Source organism: Actinomadura sp. NPDC048021 (assembly GCF_040653135.1).
GTDB classification, from domain to species: Bacteria; Actinomycetota; Actinomycetes; order Streptosporangiales; family Streptosporangiaceae; genus Spirillospora; species Spirillospora verrucosospora.
This window is the reverse complement of sequence record NZ_JBEZJQ010000026.1, coordinates 104,967-126,050: the sequence shown is the minus strand read 5'-3', so window position 1 is coordinate 126,050 and position 21,084 is coordinate 104,967. Positions and strand designations below refer to the sequence as shown.

19 protein-coding genes and 1 riboswitch are annotated in these 21,084 nt (G+C 73.6%); of the genes, 14 read left to right on the top strand and 5 right to left on the bottom strand.

Going from position 1 to position 21,084, the window contains the following annotated elements; all coding sequences use genetic code 11:
* Positions 1-161: 161 nt before the first annotated feature.
* Complete coding sequence (locus AB0C87_RS33700; protein ID WP_360581222.1) at positions 162-1,715, bottom strand: MFS transporter; 1,554 nt, start codon at positions 1,713-1,715, stop codon at positions 162-164.
* Between the two features lie 249 nt (positions 1,716-1,964).
* Between AB0C87_RS33700 and AB0C87_RS33695 the strand changes: the two genes are divergently transcribed.
* The 8 genes from AB0C87_RS33695 to AB0C87_RS33660 all read left to right on the top strand — a co-directional run bounded on the left by AB0C87_RS33695 (position 1,965) and on the right by AB0C87_RS33660 (position 11,416).
* A complete protein-coding gene (locus AB0C87_RS33695) occupies positions 1,965-4,049 on the top strand; it encodes a primosomal protein N' (protein ID WP_360581221.1) in 2,085 nt (694 codons plus the stop codon).
* Positions 4,050-4,224: 175 nt separating this feature from the next.
* Entirely contained in the window at positions 4,225-6,033 is a 1,809-nt protein-coding gene (locus AB0C87_RS33690; RefSeq protein ID WP_360581219.1) for a hypothetical protein, read from the top strand.
* 142 nt (positions 6,034-6,175) lie between these two features.
* The gene (gene def, locus AB0C87_RS33685; RefSeq protein WP_345184728.1) at positions 6,176-6,721 is read left to right on the top strand and encodes a peptide deformylase; all 546 of its coding nucleotides are present in this window, start codon (positions 6,176-6,178) and stop codon (positions 6,719-6,721) included.
* Entirely contained in the window at positions 6,722-7,648 is a 927-nt protein-coding gene (gene fmt / locus AB0C87_RS33680) for a methionyl-tRNA formyltransferase (RefSeq protein WP_353834602.1), read from the top strand.
* Positions 7,648-9,054: a transcription antitermination factor NusB gene (locus AB0C87_RS33675; RefSeq protein WP_360581217.1), complete on the top strand. Its 1,407-nt coding sequence runs from the start codon at positions 7,648-7,650 to the stop codon at positions 9,052-9,054. Before fmt ends, AB0C87_RS33675 begins: the two co-directional genes overlap by 1 nt.
* A 35-nt stretch (positions 9,055-9,089) precedes the next feature.
* Positions 9,090-10,040, top strand: a complete 951-nt coding sequence (locus AB0C87_RS33670; protein ID WP_360581215.1) for a phosphatase PAP2 family protein — start codon at positions 9,090-9,092, stop codon at positions 10,038-10,040.
* Positions 10,041-10,052: 12 nt separating this feature from the next.
* On the top strand, positions 10,053-10,730 hold the full coding sequence (gene rpe, locus AB0C87_RS33665; RefSeq protein WP_345184719.1) for a ribulose-phosphate 3-epimerase: 678 nt from the start codon (positions 10,053-10,055) through the stop codon (positions 10,728-10,730).
* A gap of 47 nt (positions 10,731-10,777) precedes the next feature.
* Positions 10,778-11,416, top strand: a complete 639-nt coding sequence (locus tag AB0C87_RS33660) for an HAD-IA family hydrolase (RefSeq protein WP_345184717.1) — start codon at positions 10,778-10,780, stop codon at positions 11,414-11,416.
* A gap of 11 nt (positions 11,417-11,427) precedes the next feature.
* Here the strand turns inward: AB0C87_RS33660 and AB0C87_RS33655 are convergent, their stop codons facing one another.
* Positions 11,428-12,933, bottom strand: coding sequence for a hypothetical protein (locus AB0C87_RS33655; RefSeq protein ID WP_360581213.1), 1,506 nt, complete (start codon positions 12,931-12,933; stop codon positions 11,428-11,430).
* 184 nt (positions 12,934-13,117) lie between these two features.
* Positions 13,118-13,248, top strand: a riboswitch (FMN riboswitch).
* A 73-nt stretch (positions 13,249-13,321) separates the two neighbouring features.
* Between AB0C87_RS33655 and AB0C87_RS33650 the strand changes: the two genes are divergently transcribed.
* From AB0C87_RS33650 to AB0C87_RS33625, 6 genes are all read left to right on the top strand, one after another.
* Positions 13,322-13,915: a riboflavin synthase gene (locus tag AB0C87_RS33650; RefSeq protein ID WP_360581211.1), complete on the top strand. Its 594-nt coding sequence runs from the start codon at positions 13,322-13,324 to the stop codon at positions 13,913-13,915.
* Positions 13,912-14,553, top strand: coding sequence for a nicotinamide riboside transporter PnuC (gene pnuC, locus AB0C87_RS33645; protein ID WP_345184709.1), 642 nt, complete (start codon positions 13,912-13,914; stop codon positions 14,551-14,553). Before AB0C87_RS33650 ends, pnuC begins: the two co-directional genes overlap by 4 nt.
* Positions 14,550-15,842, top strand: coding sequence for a bifunctional 3,4-dihydroxy-2-butanone-4-phosphate synthase/GTP cyclohydrolase II (locus AB0C87_RS33640; protein WP_345184707.1), 1,293 nt, complete (start codon positions 14,550-14,552; stop codon positions 15,840-15,842). The genes pnuC and AB0C87_RS33640 overlap by 4 nt, the downstream gene beginning before the upstream one ends.
* A complete protein-coding gene (gene ribH / locus AB0C87_RS33635; protein ID WP_345184705.1) occupies positions 15,839-16,351 on the top strand; it encodes a 6,7-dimethyl-8-ribityllumazine synthase in 513 nt (170 codons plus the stop codon). The genes AB0C87_RS33640 and ribH overlap by 4 nt, the downstream gene beginning before the upstream one ends.
* Before the next feature lie 82 nt (positions 16,352-16,433).
* Complete coding sequence (gene hisG, locus AB0C87_RS33630) at positions 16,434-17,309, top strand: ATP phosphoribosyltransferase (protein ID WP_345184702.1); 876 nt, start codon at positions 16,434-16,436, stop codon at positions 17,307-17,309.
* Positions 17,302-17,748 carry a PH domain-containing protein gene (locus AB0C87_RS33625; protein ID WP_345184700.1) on the top strand — a complete coding sequence of 149 codons (447 nt, stop codon included), beginning with the start codon at positions 17,302-17,304 and terminating at the stop codon, positions 17,746-17,748. The genes hisG and AB0C87_RS33625 overlap by 8 nt, the downstream gene beginning before the upstream one ends.
* A gap of 18 nt (positions 17,749-17,766) precedes the next feature.
* Here the strand turns inward: AB0C87_RS33625 and AB0C87_RS33620 are convergent, their stop codons facing one another.
* Genes AB0C87_RS33620 through AB0C87_RS33610 form a run of 3 tightly spaced genes read right to left on the bottom strand, consistent with a single transcriptional unit; the run spans position 17,767 to position 21,075 of the window.
* On the bottom strand, positions 17,767-18,405 hold the full coding sequence (locus AB0C87_RS33620; RefSeq protein WP_345184696.1) for a hypothetical protein: 639 nt from the start codon (positions 18,403-18,405) through the stop codon (positions 17,767-17,769).
* A complete protein-coding gene (locus tag AB0C87_RS33615) occupies positions 18,402-19,802 on the bottom strand; it encodes a selenium-binding family protein (protein ID WP_345184694.1) in 1,401 nt (466 codons plus the stop codon). Before AB0C87_RS33615 ends, AB0C87_RS33620 begins: the two co-directional genes overlap by 4 nt.
* Before the next feature lie 10 nt (positions 19,803-19,812).
* Positions 19,813-21,075, bottom strand: coding sequence for a sulfite oxidase (locus AB0C87_RS33610; protein ID WP_360581209.1), 1,263 nt, complete (start codon positions 21,073-21,075; stop codon positions 19,813-19,815).
* Between the last annotated feature and the right edge of the window lie 9 nt (positions 21,076-21,084).

The following is a 21,084-nucleotide window of genomic DNA, read 5'->3' as shown; positions in this document are numbered from 1 at the left end:
GAAGAAGGGCCCCGGGACGCCCCGGGGCCCTTCTTCGCGCGCCCGTGCTGTTCCGGCGCCCCTGTCCTGGCGCGACGAGGTCTTCTTTGCGCGTGCGGCGGGCGCCTGCCCCAGTGCGGCCTGGTGCCGCGGGGAAGCGGTGCGGACGCGCCGTGACGGGGTCAGCCGGCGCAGTGGTTGCCGCGGTGCAGGCCGTAGTGGGCGGCGATGGTGTAGCGGCCGGGGGTGCGCGCCTCCAGCCGGACGAACTCGCCCGCGCGCGCCAGGCAGGCGTTCCCGCCCGTCGCGCTCAGCCACGGTGACCAGGAGACGCGCAGCAGGACCGACCCGGGCGAGGGCACGTCGACGACGAGCTCGCCGGAGTTGAGGTTCCTGACGAACGCGGGCGGGTCGACCAGCGGCGTGGGGCTCGCGACGCGGTACAGCCGCCAGTGCGTGTCCCGCCAGATCTCCGTCAGGTACGGCTGGCCGCCTTCGACGAGGGCGGCCTCCTCCTGCGCCGACCAGTCGACCTCCTGCTCGGGCAGGACGACGTACTGGACGGCCCACTTGTGCAGCCAGTCGCGGTACGAGGCGGGCGTCAGCGCGCCCTTCTCGTAGAACAGCTCGTGGCGCTCGGCGTCGACCTGGCGGTTCCAGCCGCGGGCGAGCGCGAAGTGGCGGCTGAGGCCGGAGGACTCCCAGTGGGAGCGCAGCGGGACGACCTCGATGCGCGCGTCGTCCGCGCCGACGGCGCCCAGCTCGGCGACGAGGCCGCGGGCGTGGTCGGCGGCGGTGGCCGCGGGCTCGGTGTGGATGAGGTCGTCGACGGGCTTCACGACCTGCCAGGACGCCGTCACGATGAACGCCAGCGACAGCACGGCGATGCGCGCCCGCCCGTGGGCGCGCGCGACCGCCGACAGCAGGAACATGCCGCCGAACAGCAGCGAGAGGCGCTCGACGTTGCTGCCGATGGGGGAGGGGATCAGCCAGGTCAGCAGGATCCCGGCCAGGTAGACGGCGGCGCCGGTCCGCACGAACCTCCAGCTCTTCGGCGCGCAGAACAGGATCGCGGCGACGCTGGTGACGGCGGGCAGCACGATCGCGTCCAGGGAGATCGGCTGGACGCCGCTGAACGGGAAGAGCAGGCTGGTGGTGCCGACCACGACGGGCAGGCCCACGGCGACGCAGACGCCGGCGCGGCGGCGTCCGGTCAGGAAGAGCGCGGCGGCCAGCACCAGCAGGAACAGGCCGGCCACGGGGCTCGCGAGCGAGGCCAGCAGGCTCAGCACGACCATCGCCGCGGCGCGCAGGGCGGGCGTGCCGCGCGGGGTGAACGCCACGATGGTCGCCATGAGCGCGAACATCAGCCCGAGGCCGAACGTGACGCGGCCGGAGGCGGCGTTGCAGGTGAGCGCGAAGGCGGCCCAGAGGGAGGCGGGCAGCGCGACCGGGGCCCGGAACTGCTTGAGCAGGTACGCGGTGAGCGTGGCGCAGATCGTGCCCGTGATCACCGCGACCGTGCGGATGCCGAACAGCGCCATCAGGTACGGCGACACGAGGCTGTAGGAGGCGGGGTGCATCCCGCCGTACCAGGCGAAGCTGTAGGCCGCGCCGGGGTGCTTCCAGGCGAAGTCCGTCCACGCGGCCTGCGCGGCGAGGTCGCCGCCCTCGGTGGCGAGGAACAGCCCCCACACCAGGTGCAGGACGGCGGCGGCCAGCGTGGCGGCGACCACGGGGTGGCGTGCCCGCTTCTTCCACCGGGAGGCGGCCGCGGGGCTTGGAGAACGGCGTGACACCCCGTTGCTGACTGGGGCGTCCGTCCGCTCATGGGCATGAGCTGTGGTCACATCGCCTGCAAGGCTCGTCGGACGGCGAGGGTGCGGACGGCGTCGGGCAATGGGCCGGAGGACGCGCACCCGTTCAAACGGACCAACCCTAGCGTGCGACTCCGGGTGTCGGATCGATCTGGTAGGACGGGGGGCGTGACGAAGGACGGCGGGGGAACGGACCTGATCCCGGGGCTGGACGCCCTTCCGGGCGCGGCCGCCCCCAAGGCGGGCCGGTCCGGGAAACCCGCCGCGCCGGGGAAGAAGGCGGCGGGGAAGAAGGGGGCGCGCCGTCCGGCCGCGGAGCTGCCCGTCGCGCGGATCGCGGTCGACATGTCGCTCCCGCACCTCGACCGCCCCTTCGACTACCTGGTCCCCGCCGAGCTTGACGCCAAGGCGGTCCCCGGCTGCCGCGTGCGGGTGCGCTTCGCGGGCCAGCTCGTCGACGGCTTCCTCCTGGAGCGGGTCGCCGAGAGCGGCCACGGCGGCAAGCTGCTGTTCCTGGAGAGGGTGACCTCGCCCGAGCCCGTCCTGACCCCGGAGATCGTCACGCTGGTGCGGGAGGTGGCCGACCGCTACGCGGGCACGTTCGCGGACGTCCTGCGGCTCGCCGTCCCTCCCCGGCACGCCCGCGTCGAAGCCGAGCCCGTGGAGGAGGGCGTCCCCGCACTGCCCGGGGCGCCCGACGCCGGCGTGTGGCGGGAGTACCCGGCGGGGGAGTCCTTCGTGAACGCGCTGGCCGGCGGGAGGGCGCCGCGGGCCGTGTGGAGCGCGCTGCCCGGCCCCGACTGGACGGCGGCCATCGCTCGCGCGGTCGCCGCCACGTTGAGCGGCGGGCGCGGCGCGCTCGTCGTCGCCGCCGACGGGCGCGACGTGGCGCGCATCGACGCGGCGCTGGAGGCGGAGCTGGGGGAGGGGCTGCACGTCGCCCTGACGGCGGAGCTGGGCCCTGCGGAGCGCTACCGGAGGTGGCTCGCCGTCCTGCGCGGCAAGGCGCGGGCGGTCGTCGGCACGCGCGCCGCCATGTTCGCGCCCGTCGCCGACCTGGGGCTGGTCGTGCTGTGGGACGACGGCGACGACGTCCACGCCGAGCCGCACGCGCCGTATCCGCATCCCCGCGACGTGCTCGCCCTGCGCGCGCACCGGTCCGGGGCCGGCGCCCTGATCGGCGGGTTCACCCGGACGACCGACGCGACGCAGCTCGTGGAGACCGGCTGGGCCCACGCGCTCGCCGCCGACCGGAACCGCGTCCGGGCGAGGATGCCGCGCGTCCGCTACGTGGGGGAGGACGCGCAACTCGCCCGGGACGCCGCCGCCCGCACCGCGCGCCTGCCGAACATCGCCTTCGAGGCGGCCCGGCAGGCGCTGGAGAGCGGGCCCGTGCTCGTCCAGGTGCCGAGGCGCGGATACGTTCCGGGCATCGCCTGCGGGAGGTGCCGCACCCCGGCGCGTTGCCAGACCTGCCAGGGGCCGCTGGCGCTCGCCTCGTCGCACGCGGCCCCCTACTGCGGCTGGTGCGGCCATATCGCGGGCGACTGGCACTGCCCCGAATGCGGCTTCTTCCAGGTGCGCGCCGTGGTGGTGGGCGCCAAACGCACGGCGGAGGAGCTCGGCCGGGCGTTCCCCGGCGTGCCCGTGCGCACCTCGGGGCGGGAGGCCGTCCTCGACCGGGTCGGTCCGGAACGGGCTCTCGTGGTGGCGACGCCCGGGGCCGAGCCTCCGGCGGAGAGCGGATACCCGGCCGCGCTGCTGCTGGACGGCTGGGTCCTCCTCGGCCGGCCTGACCTGCGCGCCGGCGAGGAGACGCTGAGGCGCTGGATGAACGCGGCGTCGCTCGTCCGCCCGCAGGGCCCGGTGATCGTGGCGGCGGAGGGGGCGCTGCCCGCGGTCCAGGCCCTCGTGCGCTGGGATCCGGTCACGTACGCGGAGCGGGAACTCGCCGAGCGCAGGGAAGTGGGGTTCCCGCCCGCCGCGCGCATGGCGTCGCTCACCGCATCCCCGGCCGCCATACGGGAGCTTCTGGCCGACACCCGGTTGCCCGACGGCGCGGAGGTCCTCGGTCCCGTTCCCGTCCCGCAGGCGGGCACGGAGGCCCAAGACAAGGAACGCGCGCTGATACGAGTACCCCGCGCCGGGGGAAACGCCCTGGCGCGCGCGCTGAAGGAAGCCCAGGGCGTGCGCAGCGCACGCAAGGCCACGGAGACCGTCCGCGTCCAGATCGATCCCCTCGAACTGATCTGACGCTGCAACTCAAGCCGGCGCCGCGGAGCTCGACCAGTGCCGCGGAACTCGATCACGCTGTAACTCGACCGACCCCATGGGACACGAGTGATCCCGTGGGCTCGACCGAGGAGACTCGGCCGACTCGGGGGCTCAACCGACCCCGGGGAACGCGGCTGACCAATAGGGTTCTGGCGTGGCCGACAACTGGGTGGAGACCACCGCGGGCGACCTGCGGCGGTGGTCGGACGAACGCGGCGAGGCGCTTGACGAGCAGGGTGTCCGCATCCTGCTCGACCTGGCGCGGGAGGAGATGGGCCTCGCGGGCCCGGAGGCGCTGGAGCCGCGGCACGTCCGCGAACTGCTCCTGGAGGTCTTCCCCGAGTCCGTGGTCGCCGGGCGCGACGACGTCCCCACCATCCTGGACGCGCTCCGCCGGGTCGTCGCCTACCTGCGCGACACCGGCGCCGTCCCGGCCCCGGCCGCCGACGCGCTGGCGGCGGAGATCGACCGGACCGGCCCCGAGTTCGCCGAGGTCGTCGCCGCCGTCGACAGCGAGGAGCGGCAGGCGGCGGCCGAGGTCGTCGCCGGGCTGATGCAGGCCGACGGGATCGACCTGGACGACGGCGACGCCGTCGACGCGTGGATGCGCGACTTCGAGGCGCTCCCGGAGGAGGAGCGCTTCGCCCGCACCGAGGAGTACCTGCGGCAGGCGGGGGACCTTGTGGTCCCGCCCGTCCGGCTGGCGCCGCAGGCCGAGGTCGCGGACGCGGCGCGGCGGTCGGGCCTCGCCGAGGCGGTCCTGGCCCTGGCCCGCTGGACGGGCGAGCGCCCGCTGACCGAGCACGGCATGCTCACCGAGCCCGACGCCGAGGCCGCGCGCCGCGCCCTCGGCCTCGACGCGCCGCGGCGCCACGGGCGGCTGGAGGACGACGGCGCGCTGGAGCGGCTGTGGTGGGCCGCCGTCGAGGCGAAGGTCATCGACGCCGGGGACGGCCGCGCCTCCCCGGGTCCCGCGCTGCCGGGCCTCGAATCGGGCGACGACGCGGCCCTGCTCACCGCCTGGTTGCCGCTGTTCGACGCCGCCGTCGTGCCCGGCCACGACTACGCCGACGGCCTGGACGCGGTCGAACTCGTCCAGAACGAGCTGACCGGCGTCCTCATCCACCTGTACGAGCAGGAGGAGCCGTCCGGGCCGGACGCCCTCGCCGAGGCGCTGCTGGGCCACATCGAGGAGGCCTACGACCTCAGCGACGCCGACACCATGCACGCGCTCGTGGCGGACGCCCTCGCCCTGGAGCTGGCGGCCCTGGAGGACTGGGGCGTCATCGAGGCGTCCGGCGCGGGCAAGGCGCTGACTCCGCTCGGGGTGTGGGCGGTGCGGGAGCTGCTCCTCGCGGACGGGTTCACCGCCCCGGTCATCGGCGAGCTGGCCGGCGCCCGCGCGTCCGAGCTCGTCGCGGGGCTCACCTGGTACCGGCCTGACGCCGCCGACGAGGAGATCGACGGCTGGCTGGCGTCCCACGACTCCAAGGACGCCGCCGCCGACCTGCTGGACGTCATGCGGACCGGCGGCCCCGGCGCCCGCAACCTCGCCGCCGCCGTCCTGCACCGCGTCGGCCCCGAGGCCGCCGGGGTGGTCCGCGCCGCGCAGGAGCACCCGCTCGTGGCGCCCTACGCCGCGATGTGGCTGAACGCGGCGGGCGACCCGGCGGGGCGCGAGCTGGCCCGCGAGGAGTACCTCTGGGTGTTCGTCGACACGGTGGCCGGGATGATGGAGACCGCCGAGCCGGAGGAGGCGGTCGCGGCGGCGCTGGTCGACGCGCCGCCCGGGGCCGAGATGAAGACCATGGTGGACGAGCTCTGGCGCACCCACCATCCCGGTGTGGCCGACGTCCTGGAGGCCCTGGGCGCCCACCACCCCGACAAGGCGACGGCCAAGGCCGCCCGCACCGCCGCCTACAAGGCGCGGTCGGCGCGCCAGAGCGCGCACCGCGGTGTGTGAACGCGGGGTGTGAACATGGCGTGAATGTTCCGGGCCCGCGCCTCCGTAGACTTGGGGGCGCGTCCCAGTGGACCGGTGGCACCCGCAGCGGTCGGGTGGCACTCGCAGTGATCAGCGACATTCGCAGGAAACGGAGTCCCCGTTGGCCGTCAAGCCCATCCGCCTCTTCGGCGACCCCGTGCTGCGCACGCCCGCGGAGCCGGTGAAGGACTTCGACAAGGAGCTGCGCCAGCTCGTCAAGGACCTCACCGACACGATGATCGACGCCCCTGGAGCGGGCCTGGCGGCCCCCCAGCTCGGCGTCGGGCTGCGCGTCTTCACCTACTACGTCGACGACCGCCTCGGGCACGTCGTCAACCCGACGCTCGACCTGTCGGACGAGCAGGAGACCGACGACGAGGGCTGCCTCTCCCTGCCCGGCCTCGCGTTCCCCACGCCCCGCTCCGTCGGGGTGGTGGCGAAGGGCTTCAACATGCACGGGGAGCCCATCACGCTGGAGGGCACCGACCTGCTGGCCCGCTGCGTCCAGCACGAGACCGACCACCTCGACGGGATCATCTTCATCGACCGGATGGACCCCGAGCAGCGCAAGGCCGCGATGAAGGCGATCCGGGAGGCCGAGTGGTTCGGCGAGCCGGCCCCCGTCGTGAAGGAGTCGCCGCACCGCACCCTCGGGAAGGCGATCTAGATGCGGCTGGTCTTCGCCGGGACGCCCGAGACGGCGCTTCCGGCCCTGACGGCCCTTCTGGGGTCGTCGCACGAGGTCGCCGCGGTCGTGACCCGGCCCGACGGGCGTTCGGGGCGGGGGAGGCGCCTGAGCGCCAGCCCGGTCGCCTCGCTCGCCGCCGAGGCCGGCGTCGAGGTGCTCAAGCCCGCGAAGGCCCGCGACCCCGAGTTCCTCGACCGGCTCCGGGAGATCGCGCCGGACTGCTGCCCGGTGGTCGCCTACGGCGCGCTGCTGCCCCCCGAGGCCCTGGACATCCCCCGGCACGGCTGGGTGAACCTGCACTTCTCGCTGCTGCCCGCGTGGCGCGGGGCCGCTCCCGTGCAGCGCGCGATCCTGCACGGCGACGACGTGACCGGCGCGGCCACGTTCCAGATCGAGGAGGGCCTGGACACCGGCCCGGTCTACGGCGTGCTCACCGAGCCGATCCGGCCGGACGACACCGCCGGCGCCCTGCTGGGACGGCTGGCCGTCGCCGGTGCCGACCTGCTGCTGGACACCATGAACGGCATCGAGGCGGGCGTCCTGGAGCCCCGGCCCCAGCCGACCGAGGGGGTGTCCCACGCGGCGAAGCTCACGCCCGAGGACGGCCGCGTCGACTGGAAGAGCCCGGCCCTGCACATCGACCGCCTCGTCCGCGCCTGCACCCCGGCGCCGGGCGCGTGGACGACCTTCCGCGACACCCGGGTCAAGCTCGGCCCCGTCCGCCCGGCGCCGGGCGCCGCCGAGCTGGAGCCCGGCGCGCTCAGCGCGGGCAAGAGCGAGGTGCTGGTCGGCACGGCAACCCATCCCGTCGCGCTCGGCGAGGTGCAGCCGCAGGGCAAGCGCCCCATGGCCGCCGCCGACTGGGCCCGCGGTCTCGACCTCACCGGCAAGGACGCGCTGCACTGATGCCTCCCGCCCGCAACCGCCGACGCGCCCCGAACACCCGCCCGGGCGGCCCCCGCAAGACGGGCCGCCCCCAGGACCTCGTCCGCCGCACCGCGTTCGACGTGATCCGGGCGGTGGAGACCCGCGACGCCTACGCGAACCTCCTGCTTCCCGCGCGCCTGCGCGACCGCGGCCTCACCGGACGCGACGCCGCCCTCGCCACCGAGCTGACGTACGGGACCCTGCGCGGCAGGGGAACCTACGACGCGGTGCTCGCGCTGTGCAGCGACCGCGAACTGCGCCGCGTCGACGCGCCCCTCCTGGACGTCCTGCGCCTGGGCACCCACCAGGTCCTCGGCACCCGCATCCCGCCGCACGCCGCCGTGGCGACGACCGTGGAGCTGGCCCGCTCCGTCTCCGGCCCGGGCCAGGCCAAGTTCGCCAACGCCGTGCTCCGCAAGGTCGCCATGCGCGACATGGACGCCTGGCTGCGGATCGTGGCGCCCGCCGACGCCGACGCCACGACGCGCCTGTCGATCGCCCACAGCCACCCGAAATGGATCGTGTCCGCCATGCGGGACGCGGTCGGGGCGGCCGAGATCGACGAGCTCCTCGCGGCCGACAACGCCCGACCCCGCGTGACGCTGGTCGCGCGCCCCGGCAGGGCGACCCTCGAAGAGCTGTACGACGCGGGCGCCGAACCCGCCCCCTACTCGCCCTATGGCGCGGTCCTGGCGGAGGGCGACCCGGCGGGCATCGACGCCGTCCGCGATGGGCGCGCGGCCGTCCAGGACGAGGCCAGCCAGATGGTCGCCCTGGCGCTGGCCGATGCTCCCCTGGACGGTCGTGACGCGCGCTGGGCCGACCTCTGCGCCGGCCCCGGGGGCAAGGCCGGGCTCCTGTCGGCTCTCGCCTCCCAGCGCGACGCCCGGCTCCTCGCCGCGGACGTCCAGCCGCACCGCGCCGGGCTCGTCCGGCGCGCGGTCGACGACCGCGCGGGCGTGGTCGCCGCCGACGGCACCGCCCCCGCGTGGCGCCCGGCCTCGTTCGACCGCGTCATGGTGGACGCCCCGTGCACCGGCCTGGGCGCGCTCCGGCGCCGCCCCGAGGCGCGCTGGCGCCGGGGCCCCGAGTCGGTCGCCGAACTCGGGCCGCTCCAGCGGAAGCTGCTCGCCGCGGCGCTGGAGTCCGTCCGGCCCGGCGGAGTGGTCGCCTACGTCACCTGCTCGCCGCACCTGGCGGAGACCCGCGTGGTGGTGGACGACGTCCTGCGCAAGCGGGACGACGTCGAACGGCTCGACGCGCCCGGCGTCCTGGCGGCGATCGCCCCCGGCCTCACCGGGCTCGGGGACGGCCCGTACGCCCAGTTCTGGCCGCACCGCCACGGCACGGACGCGATGTTCCTGGCGCTGCTCCGCCGCACCTGACCGCCGCACCCGGCCTCGGGGGAGGCACCGCGCTGATGGGAGGCTCCGTGCTGACCGGCTTCATGATCTTCATGTCGTATCTGGGCAGCGCGGCCTTCTACGTCCCGCTGCTCCTGGCGCTGTTCTGGTGCGTGGCGCCGCGCCTGGCCGCGCGGGCCGCCGTGGTGCTGCTGTTCGGCGCGGCCGTCAACGCGCTCCTCAAGCTGGTCTTCCACGCGCCCCGCCCCTACTGGACGGACCCGAACATCCAGGGCAGGCAGTCGCTGTCGTCGTTCGGGATGCCGTCCGGCCACGCCCAGAACAGCGTCGCCGGGTGGGGCTTCTTCGCGGCCCAGACCCGGCGCTGGTACCTGTGGGCGGGCGCCGCCATCGTGATCTTCCTGATCGGAGTGTCGCGCGTCTATCTGGGCGTCCACTCGCCAGGGCAGGTGCTGGCGGGCTGGGGCGTCGGCCTGGCCGTCCTGGTCGCCGCCCTCGGGCTGGAGCCAGTCGCCGTCCCGTGGTGGCGGCGGCAGCATCTGGCAGTGCAGCTGGCGCTCTCCCTCGCGGTCTCCCTGCTGATGCTCGCGGCGGCCTGGGGTGCGGCGCGCCCGCTGCGGGACTGGCAGTGGCCCCATGCGTGGGCGGAGGCCGTCAAGGCGGCCGGAGGCGTCGCCGAGCCCGTCACGCTGACCGATTCGGCCCAGGCGTCCGGCGCTCTCTGCGGCCTCCTGATGGGCCTGTCCCTGGTCGCCTGGCGTGGCTGGTTCGATCCGGGCGGCAGGGCCTGGCAGCGCCTGGCGCGGCTCCCGCTGGGCCTCGCGGGGGCGGCGGTCATCGCCTTCTTCGAGGGGGCGAACCTGGTCCAGGCGTTCGTCGTCCAGGCGCTGCTCGTGCTGTGGGTGACGGCGGGCGCGCCGGAGGCCTTCGTCCGCCTGCGGCTGGCGGCCCGCCCCACCCCGGGCCTCACCCGGGCGGGTGACGATCGGGCGGGGCTGCGCCAATAGACTCGGGGCATCATGGCTCCTCAGATCGCACCCAGCATCCTGTCCGCCGACTTCGCCCGCCTGGCCGAGGACGTCGCGCGCATCGCCGACTCCGCCGACTGGGTCCACGTCGACGTGATGGACAACCACTTCGTCCCGAACCTCACCCTGGGACTGCCCATCGTGCAGGCGCTGCTCAGGAACAGCGCCCTCCCCCTCGACTGCCACCTGATGATCGAGGACCCCGACCGCTGGGCGCCGCAGTACGCCGAGGCCGGAGCCGGGAGCGTCACCATCCACGCCGAGGCGGCGAAGGCGCCCATCCGCACCCTGAGGGCCATCCGCGCCGCGGGCGCCCGCGCGGGGCTGGGCGTCAACCCGGCCACCCCGGTGGACGGCTTCGAAGACCTCCTCGGCGAGATCGACATGCTCCTGCTGATGACCGTGGAGCCCGGCTTCGGCGGCCAGAAGTTCCTGGACGTCGTCCTGCCGAAGGTCCGCCGCGCCCGGGAGCTCATCAAGGGCCGCGACCTCCCGGTCTGGCTCCAGGTCGACGGCGGCGTCAGCGCCGAGACGATCGAGCGCTGCGCGGAGGCGGGCGCCGACGTGTTCGTCGCCGGCAGCGCCGTCTACGGGGCCGACGACCCGGCCGAGGCCGTCCGCAGGCTCCGCGCCCAGGCCGAAGAGGCGACGGCCAAGGCGGATTGGTGAAAGGTCCCGCGGAGCGGGCGGGGGGTGTGGGGGGTCGTCCCCCCACCATGACTCTGCCCTGCGCCGCCGTCCTGTTCGACGTCGACGGCACCCTCGTCGACTCGACGCCCCTGGTCGAACGCGCGGGCCGCGAATGGGCCGCCGAGTACGGCATCGACCCTGACGTGTTCATGTCGGGCGCCCACGGCCGCCGCACGAGCGACCGTGTGGCCGAGTTCCTGCCGGCCGGCCAGGTCCGCGAGGCCACCGCGCGCCTGGACGCCCTTGAGGCGGTCAGCACCGACGGCATCGTCGCCCTGCCGGGCGCCGTGGAACTGCTGGCGGACATGGGCGGCCTGCCCCACGCCTTCGTGACGTCCATGGACCGGTCGCAGCTCAAGGTGCGCACCGGAGTGGCCGGCATCCCCTCCCCGCCCGTCGTGGTGACCGCCGAGGACGTTTCCGACGGCAAGCCCGACCCGTCCGGCTACCTCCGGGCGGCCCGCCTCCTGGGCGTGGACCCGTCCGCCTGCGTGGTCGTGGAGGACGCCCCCGCCGGGATCGCCGCGGGCCGCGCGGCGGGGGCCACGGTCGTCGCGCTGGTCACCAGCCACCCGGAGGAGTCCCTGGCCGAGGCCCACCACGTCGTCCGGGACCTGAGCCGCGTGCGGGCCACCCCCACCGGCCTGCGCCTCGCCCTCGGCTGAGCGCCCGGGTCTCAGCCGCCGGCGCTCCCGGCCACCGCGGCGTCGATTCCGAGCGAGGCGTGGAACATGGCGTGCACGCGGAACCGCCGCACGGCCGCGAGGTTGAGGTGCTGCACCTGGTGGCTGCCGAGGAACCGCCCCTCCGCGGACGCCCGCGCGGTCAGCAGGCCCGCGCGCCACAGGATCTCGATCAGGTCGTTCGGGTCGCACGAGGGCAGCCATGACGCGGTGCCGTGGGTGGGGACGTCGCCGCAGGCCAGCTCCAGGCAGAGCAGTTCGAGCTCGTCGCGGCGGAACAGGGGCGGACGGCTGCGGAACGCCTCGAACACGCTCAGCAGCCCGGGGTACTGGGAGCGGTACTCGGCCGCGATGTCCTTCGTCCGCTCGGCGGAGTAGCCGTACTCCGACCGCTCGATCGCGGAGTACGGCACGGGCAGCTTGGAGCGCCGGGCCCTGGCCTGCTCCAGCGCCTCCGAGCAGAACTGGATGAGCTCCCGCGGCCGGTACAGCGTCCGGTCGACCATGTAGCCGAACGACTCGTCCCGCCCTCTGCCGGGCGGCGGCGCGAAGACCGCCGACCAGCAGGCCCGGTCCCCGGCGCGTTCGAGGGCGTCCACCGCGAAGCCGTTCTCGTGGGCCGAGTGCCGGATCCGCCTGGCGATCAGTTCGAGCAGCGAGTCCTCCGACCAGTAGATCTTCTCCAGCAGGTCCCGGTGCTTCTGCGCGTCGTCGTACAGGGCGGGGATGTCGTCGTAGAGCTCCTGCCGCAGCGAGATGTAGACGCGCAGGTTCGGGTGCAGCGCGTTGATGGACACGCACGCCTGGAACAGCCCGGACACGAACGCCTTGGCGTCCTCGGAGGAGTCCCAGCCGCGGTCCAGCTCGTCCACGAGCACCACCACCCGCTGGCTGTCCAGCACCTTGCGCAGCGCCGGCAGCAGGTTCTGGATCTCCTCCAGCTGGTAGAGGCGGTCCAGCTCGCGGGTCCGCACGCCGGCCTCGATCGGCCCGATCTTCACGGCCTCCAGCCGCTTGAGGTAGGACACCAGCAGCGACAGGGGGCCGAGCTGCTGGGCGCCGTGCATGTCCCGGATGTAGTTGTGGATCTGCCGGCCGCCGTTCTTGGTGAGCCGCATCCCCTTGCGGGCGAGCGCCTTCATCACCAGCACGTAGATCAGGTACTTCCACGCGGCGGCGTAGGCGCCCTGCTTGGCCCACGAGCCCGTGTTCTCGGCGGCCATGGTGGAGCTGAGCAGCTCGTAGGAGTAGTCCTCGGGCGACAGTTCGATGACGTGGCCGCCGGCGGCGCGCTCCCGCCGGGCCAGCACCTGGAAGATCGCGCTCTTGCCGGCTCCGCGGTTGCCCATCAGGATCGTCTTCGCGCCGGACCGGACGCGGTGGTAGGCGGGGGACTCCACGAAGTACTTCTCCAGGCCCCGTGAGATGTCGCGCTCCGCGGACGGAGTGCCGAAGTCGAGAACGTCAAGGATCTTGGGCGAGAGGGACAACTTCGCCATGGGCCTTCCCGGAAATGGAGGCAGGGGGTTCGTTAACAACTTGCATCGCGTTACCGTCTCCCGGCAAGACCCGCCGCCGATGCCCGTGGAGTGGGCGAACCGGCCGGGCCCGCGCGAAGGAGTTGTGGCGATGGCCACAGGGGCGGGAATGGGAATGCGTGGCACACTGGTTGGCAAAGCATGAACGCGTGCTCCGGGGTCGGTGAAATTCCGAACCGGCGGTGACAGTCCGCGACCCGGCCGAAGCCATCGGCCGGTTGACCCGGTGGAACTCCGGGACCGACGGTGAAAGTCCGGATGGGAGGCAGCGCGCGGTACGCCCCTGGCCAGGGGGTGTATTCGGACGCACGTACGTCCCCCGGAGCCACTGATCTAGGAGGCCCGGGAGATGTTCACCGGCATCGTCGAGGAGCTCGGCGAGATCGTGGCGATCGACCCCCAGGGGGACTCGGTCGCGCTCGCGGTCCGCGGGCCGCTGGTCGTCCAGGACGCCGTGCACGGCGCGTCGATCGCCGTCAACGGCGTCTGTCTCACCGTGGTCGACGTCAAAGGCGAGGTCTTCACCGCCGACGTCATCAAGGAGACGCTCGACAAGTCCAGCCTGGGCGCGCTGGAACCGGGCTCCAAGGTCAACCTGGAACGCCCCGTGCGGCTGTCGGACCGGCTCGGCGGCCACCTCGTCCAGGGCCACGTCGACGGCGTCGGCGCGATCGTCTCCCGCGAGCCGGGGGAGCGGTGGGACGTGGTGGCGGTGTCCCTGCCCGCCGAGCTGAGCCGCTACCTGGTCGACAAGGGCTCGATCACCGTCGACGGGATCAGCCTCACGGTCGTCGAGGCGGGCGCCGACCGGTTCAGCGTGGCGCTCATCCCGACGACGCTCGCGCTGACCACCCTCGGCCACAAGGGGCCCGGCGACCCGGTGAACCTCGAAGTGGACGTCGTCGCCAAGTACGTCGAGCGCATGCTGGGAGACCGGTCATGAGCTGGCTCGGCGCCGGTTTCGAGGTCTTCGGCGAGCACATCCTGTGGACCGACCTCGTCGGCAACGTCCTGTCGCTCGCCGTCGTCTGGCTCGCCATGCGCAAGACCCTCTGGACCTGGCCGGTGCAGATGGTCGGCGCCCTCCTGCTGCTCGCGGCCTCGCTGCACGCGCACGTCCCGGGCAACGCGCTCAAGCAGATCCTCTTCTGCGGGCTCGCCCTCTACGGGTGGCTCATGTGGACCCGCGGACGGCGCGAGGCCGACGGCCTGGTCGTCCGGCAGGCGACGCTCAGGGAGCGGGCCGTGCTGCTCGGCGCGCTCGTGGTCGGCACGGCCGTGGTCGCCCAGCTGTTCGTGCACCTCGACTGGCTGAAGGTCGCCTGGTCGCCGTGGGCGAACGCCTACATCTTCGTCGGCAGCGCGGTCGCGACGTTCGCGCAGAGCCGCGCGCTCGTCGACTTCTGGATCGTCTGGGTGCTGGTCGACCTGGTCGGGGTGCCGCTGGCGCTCAAGTCCGGGCTGTACGTCTCCGGCGCGGTCTACGGGATCTTCTTCGTGATGGTGATGGTCGGGTTCAGGAACTGGCTCCGGGAGTCCCGGGGCGAGCGCAATTCCACGCGGAAGGCGGTGACCGCATGAGCGGCAACGACACGGCGCTGAACGGCACGGGAACCGGGGGCACGGGGATCTTCGACTCCGTCGAGTCGGCGATCGCCGACATCGCGGCGGGCCTGCCCGTCGTGGTCGTCGACGACGAGGACCGCGAGAACGAGGGCGACATCATCTTCGCGGCGTCGAAGGCGACGGCCGAGCTGCTGACGTTCACGATCCGCTACACCAGCGGCGTCATCTGCGTCCCGATGGAGGGCGCCGACCTCGACCGGCTGCAGATCCCGCTGATGACCGCGCAGAACACCGAGCGCATGCGCACCGCGTACACCGTCAGCGTGGACGCCCGGCTCGGCATCTCCACCGGCATCTCCGCCGCCGACCGGGCGCGGACGATCCGCACGCTGTGCGACTCGGCGTCCGAGCCCGGCGACTTCGTCCGCCCCGGCCACATCTTCCCGCTGCGCTACCGCGAGGGCGGCGTCCTGCGCCGGCGCGGCCACACCGAGGCCGCCGTCGACCTCGCCCGGCTCGCCGGGCTCCCCCCGGCCGGCGTCCTCGCCGAGGTGGTCAACGAGGACGGCACCATGGCGCGCCTGCCCGAGCTCCAGGTCTTCGCGAAGGAGCACGGCCTCAGGCTCGTCTCCATCGAGCAGCTCGCCGAGTACCGCAGGCGCACCGAGGCGATGGTGACCCGCGTCGTCGAGACCCGGCTGCCGAACAGGTACGGGATGTGGCGCGCGGTCGGGTTCTCCAGCGCCATCGACGGCGGGGAGCACATCGCGCTCGTGCTGGGCGACCTCGGCGAGGGAGAGGACGTCCTGGTCAGGGTCCACTCCGAGTGCCTCACCGGCGACGTCCTGCACTCCGAGCGCTGCGACTGCGGGACCCAGCTCGACGCCGCCATGGAGCGGATCGCCGGCGAGGGCCGCGGCATCGTGCTCTACCTGCGCGGTCACGAGGGGCGCGGGATCGGCCTGCTCGCCAAGCTCCAGGCGTACGCCCTCCAGGACAACGGCTCCGACACCGTCGACGCCAACCTGGAACTGGGGCTGCCGGCCGACGCGCGCGAGTACTCCAACGCCGGCCACATGCTGCGCGAGCTGGGCGTACGCTCGGTACGGGTGCTCACGAACAACCCGGACAAGCTCAGGGGACTGGGCGGCTTCGGGGTGGACGTGCGGGGGCGGGAGGCCATGCCCGTCATCGTCACCGAGCACAACCGGCGCTACCTGACGGTCAAGCGCGACCGCCTCGGCCACGAGCTTGAGCTCGGGCCCCAGATCGAACCCGGACACCGGAGCGAGGGACTTTCATGAGCGGCGCGGGACGCCCCGAGGACATCACGGTCGACGCGGCCGGGCTCACGCTCGGCATCGTGTGCACCCGCTGGCACGAGCCGGTCACCGACCGGCTGCTGGAGCGGGCGCTCGCCGCGGCGAAGGCGTGCGGCGTGGACGAGCCGGTCGTGGCCCGCGTCGCCGGCGCGCTCGAACTGCCGGTGATCGCCCAGCAGATGGCCCGCGACCTCGACGCCGTCGTCTGCCTCGGCGCGGTCGTCCGGGGCGCCACCGCCCACTTCGACTACGTGTGCGACTCGGTGACCGCCGGTGTGACCCGCGTCGCGCTGGACGAGTCGACTCCGGTGGGCAACGGGGTGCTCACCTGTGACACCATTGAGCAGGCACTGGAACGCAGCGGGCTGCCGGGCAGCTCCGAGGACAAGGGATGGGAGGCGACTGTGGCCGCACTCGACACGGCACTGACCCTGCGAGGTCTGCGGCATCACGGTCACGCCGGGCACGGCCTGGAGCATCTGGGCTCCTAGGCAGGGGGCGGATCCGGCCACAGGGCCGTCCGCGCTCCCGAAACCCGGTGTCCCGTACCCATCCTCATCGAAAGGCTCATCCGTGCTGTCACTCGTTCTGCCCAAGGGGTCGCTGGAGAAGGCGACCATGCAGCTGTTCGACGCCGCCGACCTCACCGTCCAGCGCGCCTCGGACCGCGACTACCGCGCCTCCATCGACGACCCGCGCATCGACCGCGTCCGGGTCCTGCGCCCGCAGGAGATCCCGACCTACCTCGAACAGGGCCTGTTCGACCTCGGCATCACCGGCCGCGACTGGATCACCGAGACCGACGCCGACGTCGTCAGCCTCGGCGAGCTGAAGTACTCCAAGGCGACCTCCAACCCGGTCCGCGTGATCATGGCGGTGCCGGACGGCGCGCCCTGGCAGTCCGTGGCGGACCTGCCGGAGGGCGTGCGGATCTCCACCGAGTTCCCGGCGATGACCAAGCGGTACCTCGACCGGCACGGCGTCAAGGCCACGGTCGTCCCGTCCTACGGCGCGACCGAGGCGAAGGTGCCCGACATCGTCGACGCGATCGTCGACCTCACCGAGACCGGCTCGTCGCTGCGCAAGAACGGCCTGCGCATCCTCGACACGCTCCTGACCAGCTACACCGAGCTGGTCGCGAACCGCGAGGCCTACGAGGACGCCGAGAAGCGCGCCGCGATGGAGGACATCTCCCTGCTGCTGCAGGGCGTGATCCGCGCCCGCGGCAAGGTGCTGCTGAAGCTGAACGTCGCGCACGGCGACCTGCAGAAGGTCCTGGACATCATGCCCGCGATGGCCTCGCCCACGGTCACCTCGCTGGCCGGCGGCGAGTCCAACGCGGTGGAGTCGGTGGTGGCCAAGCGCGGCGTCAACACGCTGATCCCGGCGCTGAAGGCGGCGGGCGCCCACGACATCCTCGAGATCCCCATCGCGAAGATCGTTGACTGACGTCCCGGCCCTGCCGACGGTGTGGCGCCCCCGCACCACCCGGCTCGTCGCCTACACCACGGCGGGCGTGATCGTGCTCGGCATGATCGTGCTCGCCGTGGTGGTGGCGCCGCAGTTCAAGCTGTTCGACCGGATCCTGATGGTCGCCTTCGCCGCGGTGGTCGCCTGGGTGCTGCACATGCTGGCGCGCTGCCGCGTCGGCGCCGACGAGTCCGGCCTGACGGTCGTCAACGCCTTCCGCACCCGCCGCCTCGAATGGCCCGAGGTCGTCGGCGTCTCCATGACCACCGGCGACCCCTGGCCCACGCTCGACCTCGCCGACGGCACCTCCCTGCCCGCCATGGGCATCAACGGGGCCGAGAAGGCCCGCGCCGCCCACCAGCTCACCGAACTCCGAGCCCTCCTCCACACGCGCGGCGAAGCCCCCGACCCCACCTGACGCCCTGGACCGGCCGGGTCACCAGGCGGTGATGGCGGTGATGGTGCCGGCGCCTATGAGGGCCACGGCCCAGAGGCGGTCGAGGTTGAACCAGGCGCGGCGCAGGACGGCCAGGCCGACGATCTCGTAGACGAGGACGGCGATCACGCCGGCGACGGTGAACATCGACAGGGTGTGCACGGCGGTGACGAAGATCCCGGTCGACAGGGCGCTGCCGGAGGACGACGCCAGTCCGTGGTCGTGGCCCGCCGGGGCCGTCCCGGACGAGGTGAGCACGGGCAGCAGCATCAGGCCCGCGCCGTGCACCGACGACATCAGGAACGACCAGCCGGCGAGCTGCCAGAGCGAGATCCGCATCCCGACCCAGCGGAAGTGCCGCCGCGACAGCAGGCGCCACAGGCCGAACCCGACGAGCACGGCCCCGCCGCCGATCGCGACCGCGCGGGTCGCGACGACGGAGCGGGTGAGGGCGACCAGGACGGCGACGGCGCCGACGGAGGCGGCGTGGCCCGCGGCGATGGCCGGGAGCGACTGCAGCACGAGGGACCGGCTGCGCTCCTGGAGTCCGCGGGCCACGGCGAACAGCCATCCCATGGCCGGGTTGAGGCCGTGGAACGCGCCGAGCGCGACGAGTGCGGCGAGCGACCCGTCGTTCACGGGTAGCAGTAGGAGTCCGAGGAGGCGTCGCCGCCCTGGAGACGCGTCTGGTGCGGGCGGCGGCCGCGGAAGTCGTCGCCGCTGGGGAAGAACCGCTCGTCGAACGAGAAGCCGTCCGGGGTGGAGTCGAGCTTGGCCATCCAGGCGCCGACGCCGTCGGGATAGAACTGGTCGTCCCACGAGCCGTACAGCGAGTTGGTGACGTAGACGCGCTTTCCGTCGCGGCTGACCTCCACCATCTGCGGCCCGCCCGCCAGGGGGCGACCGGGGTCGGCGGGATGGGGGGTCCGGCCGACGATGCCGCCGATGCGCACCGAGCCCGCCTCGACCGGGTGGAACGGGTCGCTGACGTCGTAGCGCTTCAGCTCGCCGGTGCCCCAGCAGGAGACGTACAGCCACTGGTCGTCCACCGACAGGTCGATGTCCGTCACGAGCGGGGGCACGGCCCCGAATGGCCGGATGACGGGCGGGAGGGCGTCCGGGTCGGCCGGCTCGGCCGGGATCGTGATCACCTTGGTCGCGGCCCACCGGTCGCCGTCGCGGTGCCAGACCCACACCGACGCCGACAGGTCCTCGACGCTGACGACCACCCCCGCGAACCCGTACAGCTTCGTCGGGTCGTGCGCGGGGCGCAGCTCCAGGACCATCTGGTGCTCGTCCCCGAGGTCGACCGTCTGGACGTGCTTGCGCTTGCGCAGGTCGAAGAAGTTCAGCGAGTGCCCGTACTTGCGGCCGAGCAGCAGTTCCCCGACGACACCGTCCTCGATCATGGACGGCGTGCCCCACTCGGACGCGACGAGGACGTCGTGCGCGATGTGCCACCAGGCGTCGTAGGCGAAGTGCTGCGGGCCCCGGTCGACCTCCCAGCGTCCGAGGACCTCGAACGAGGTGTGGTCGAGCAGCGCGATCCCACCGGGGCCGTCCTCCCCGTTCGCGCCGCCGAGGGCGGTCAGGTAGAGGCCCTCGGGCCCGCAGTGGACGGTGTGCGGGCGCGAGTACCCGGCGCGCTTGGCCAGCTCGTCCGGCTCCAGCGTCTTGACGATCTTCGGGGCGGTCGGGTCGTCCTTGGTGTCGATGACGTACACCCGCGACGACCGGAGCCCGGGGACGATCAGGTACCGCCGCTCGACGTGCGGGTGCGGGGAGCCGGGGCACAGGGCGCTGCTGCACGCGTTCCACCCGAAGTGGTGCAGCTCGTCGCCGAGATAGGGCAGCTCGGTCCACCCGACCACGGAGCCGTAGGAGGCGGAGCCGGGGTCCACGTCGAGCACCGCGATCGCGTCCGGCTTCTCCGCGGCCCGGTCGAACGCCGCGACGTAGGCGAGCTTCTCCGGCGGCGCCGAGGCGGCGTCGCGCGGCGAGGCGTAGAACGTCGGGTCTGGCTTCCACAGTGGCATGGGTGCCCTTTCAGGTGATGGTGACCGGGTGCCGTACGACGGCGCCGAAGAGATAGCCGAGCGTGTTGTAGGGGGCGGTCGCGGGCTGGGTGGTGCCGGTCTCGTCGGTCGCGCGCGCCAGGAGTTCGTGGCGGCCCGGCCGTTCGGGTCGCCACGGCAGCTCCCAGCGGACCCATCCGCGGGGACTCGGGTGGCGGTCCCGCAGTCGGGCGCGGCGCCACGTCCTGCCGCCGTCCACGCTGACCTCGACGTGCCGGATGCGGCCGCTGCCCGACCAGGACCGGCCGCGCAGGACGTGCGGGCGCGCCGGCAGGGACGCCTCCCAGGGCAGCTCGAACGCGGACTTGACGTTCATGCGGGTCAGGGGCGGCGATCCCTCCTCGGGGTAGCCGGGCCCGAAGAGCCGGTAGTAGCGGGTGTTCCACGGGGAGAACAGCGGCTCGTCGGCCACCTGGATGTCTCCCAGCCACTTGATGGAGGCGATGCCCGTCCACGAGGGCACGACCAGGCGCACCGGGTGGCCGTGGTCGGGCGGCAGGGGGGCGCCGTTCATCTCGTAGGCGAGGAGCGCGTCCTTCATGGCCTTCGCGATCGGCAGGGGGCGCCGCACGCGGCCGAGGTTCTCGCCCTTGTCCACGAACTCAGCGTCCAGCCCGCGCGGCATGATGTCCACGGCCTCAGGGGTGACACCTGCACGACGCAGGACGGTCGCCAGGCGGACGCCGCGCCAGCGGGCCACGCCGACGCCGCCCAGCCGCCACGGGGTCCCCGACACCTCCTGGCCCTGCTGGGAGGTGTAGAACGCGCGGGCGTTGCCGGTGCACTCGATGAACGCGGTGACCTCCTCGGCCGGGAGCCGGAGGAGGTCCTCGTAGGTGAACTCGACGGGGCGGTCCTCGGCGGGGGCGCCGCGCAGGCCGGTTCCCCAGAGCCTCAGCCGCCAGGTGCGCGCGTCGATGAGCGGTGTGGCGACATGGTTGCGGACGAAGAACCGGTCGGTGGGGGTGAGGTACCCCTGCCCGCGCATGGCCTCCCACCGCATCTCGGCGTTCGTGCCCTGCGGGACGAACAGCTCCGGGGGCAGCGGCTTCACGATTCCGGTCGCGGCGTCCGCGGGCCGCGGGCCGAGGGCCGCGGAGAGGCCGGCGGTCAGCCCGGCTCCCGCCGACAGCCGCAGGAGTCCCCTCCGGGAGGGGGATCGGACGCGCTCGTAGGTCGCCTCGTCGGTCAGGTCGTCCCCATGGGGCAGGTCATCGGGATCACCGCTTCGCATGGCTCCGAT

Bases quoted from the DNA above. Each gene is read 5' to 3' on its own strand.
- AB0C87_RS33640 (WP_345184707.1), top strand. From the start codon at position 14,550: ATGAGCGGCAACGACACGGCGCTGAACGGCACGGGAACCGGGGGCACG.
- AB0C87_RS33650 (WP_360581211.1), top strand. From the start codon at position 13,322: ATGTTCACCGGCATCGTCGAGGAGCTCGGCGAGATCGTGGCGATCGAC.
- AB0C87_RS33610 (WP_360581209.1), bottom strand. From the start codon at position 21,075: ATGCGAAGCGGTGATCCCGATGACCTGCCCCATGGGGACGACCTGACC.
- fmt (WP_353834602.1), top strand. From the start codon at position 6,722: ATGCGGCTGGTCTTCGCCGGGACGCCCGAGACGGCGCTTCCGGCCCTG.
- ribH (WP_345184705.1), top strand. From the start codon at position 15,839: ATGAGCGGCGCGGGACGCCCCGAGGACATCACGGTCGACGCGGCCGGG.
- AB0C87_RS33655 (WP_360581213.1), bottom strand. From the start codon at position 12,933: ATGGCGAAGTTGTCCCTCTCGCCCAAGATCCTTGACGTTCTCGACTTC.
- pnuC (WP_345184709.1), top strand. From the start codon at position 13,912: ATGAGCTGGCTCGGCGCCGGTTTCGAGGTCTTCGGCGAGCACATCCTG.
- rpe (WP_345184719.1), top strand. From the start codon at position 10,053: ATGGCTCCTCAGATCGCACCCAGCATCCTGTCCGCCGACTTCGCCCGC.
- AB0C87_RS33660 (WP_345184717.1), top strand. From the start codon at position 10,778: ATGACTCTGCCCTGCGCCGCCGTCCTGTTCGACGTCGACGGCACCCTC.
- AB0C87_RS33615 (WP_345184694.1), bottom strand. From the start codon at position 19,802: ATGCCACTGTGGAAGCCAGACCCGACGTTCTACGCCTCGCCGCGCGAC.
- AB0C87_RS33670 (WP_360581215.1), top strand. From the start codon at position 9,090: ATGGGAGGCTCCGTGCTGACCGGCTTCATGATCTTCATGTCGTATCTG.
- AB0C87_RS33675 (WP_360581217.1), top strand. From the start codon at position 7,648: ATGCCTCCCGCCCGCAACCGCCGACGCGCCCCGAACACCCGCCCGGGC.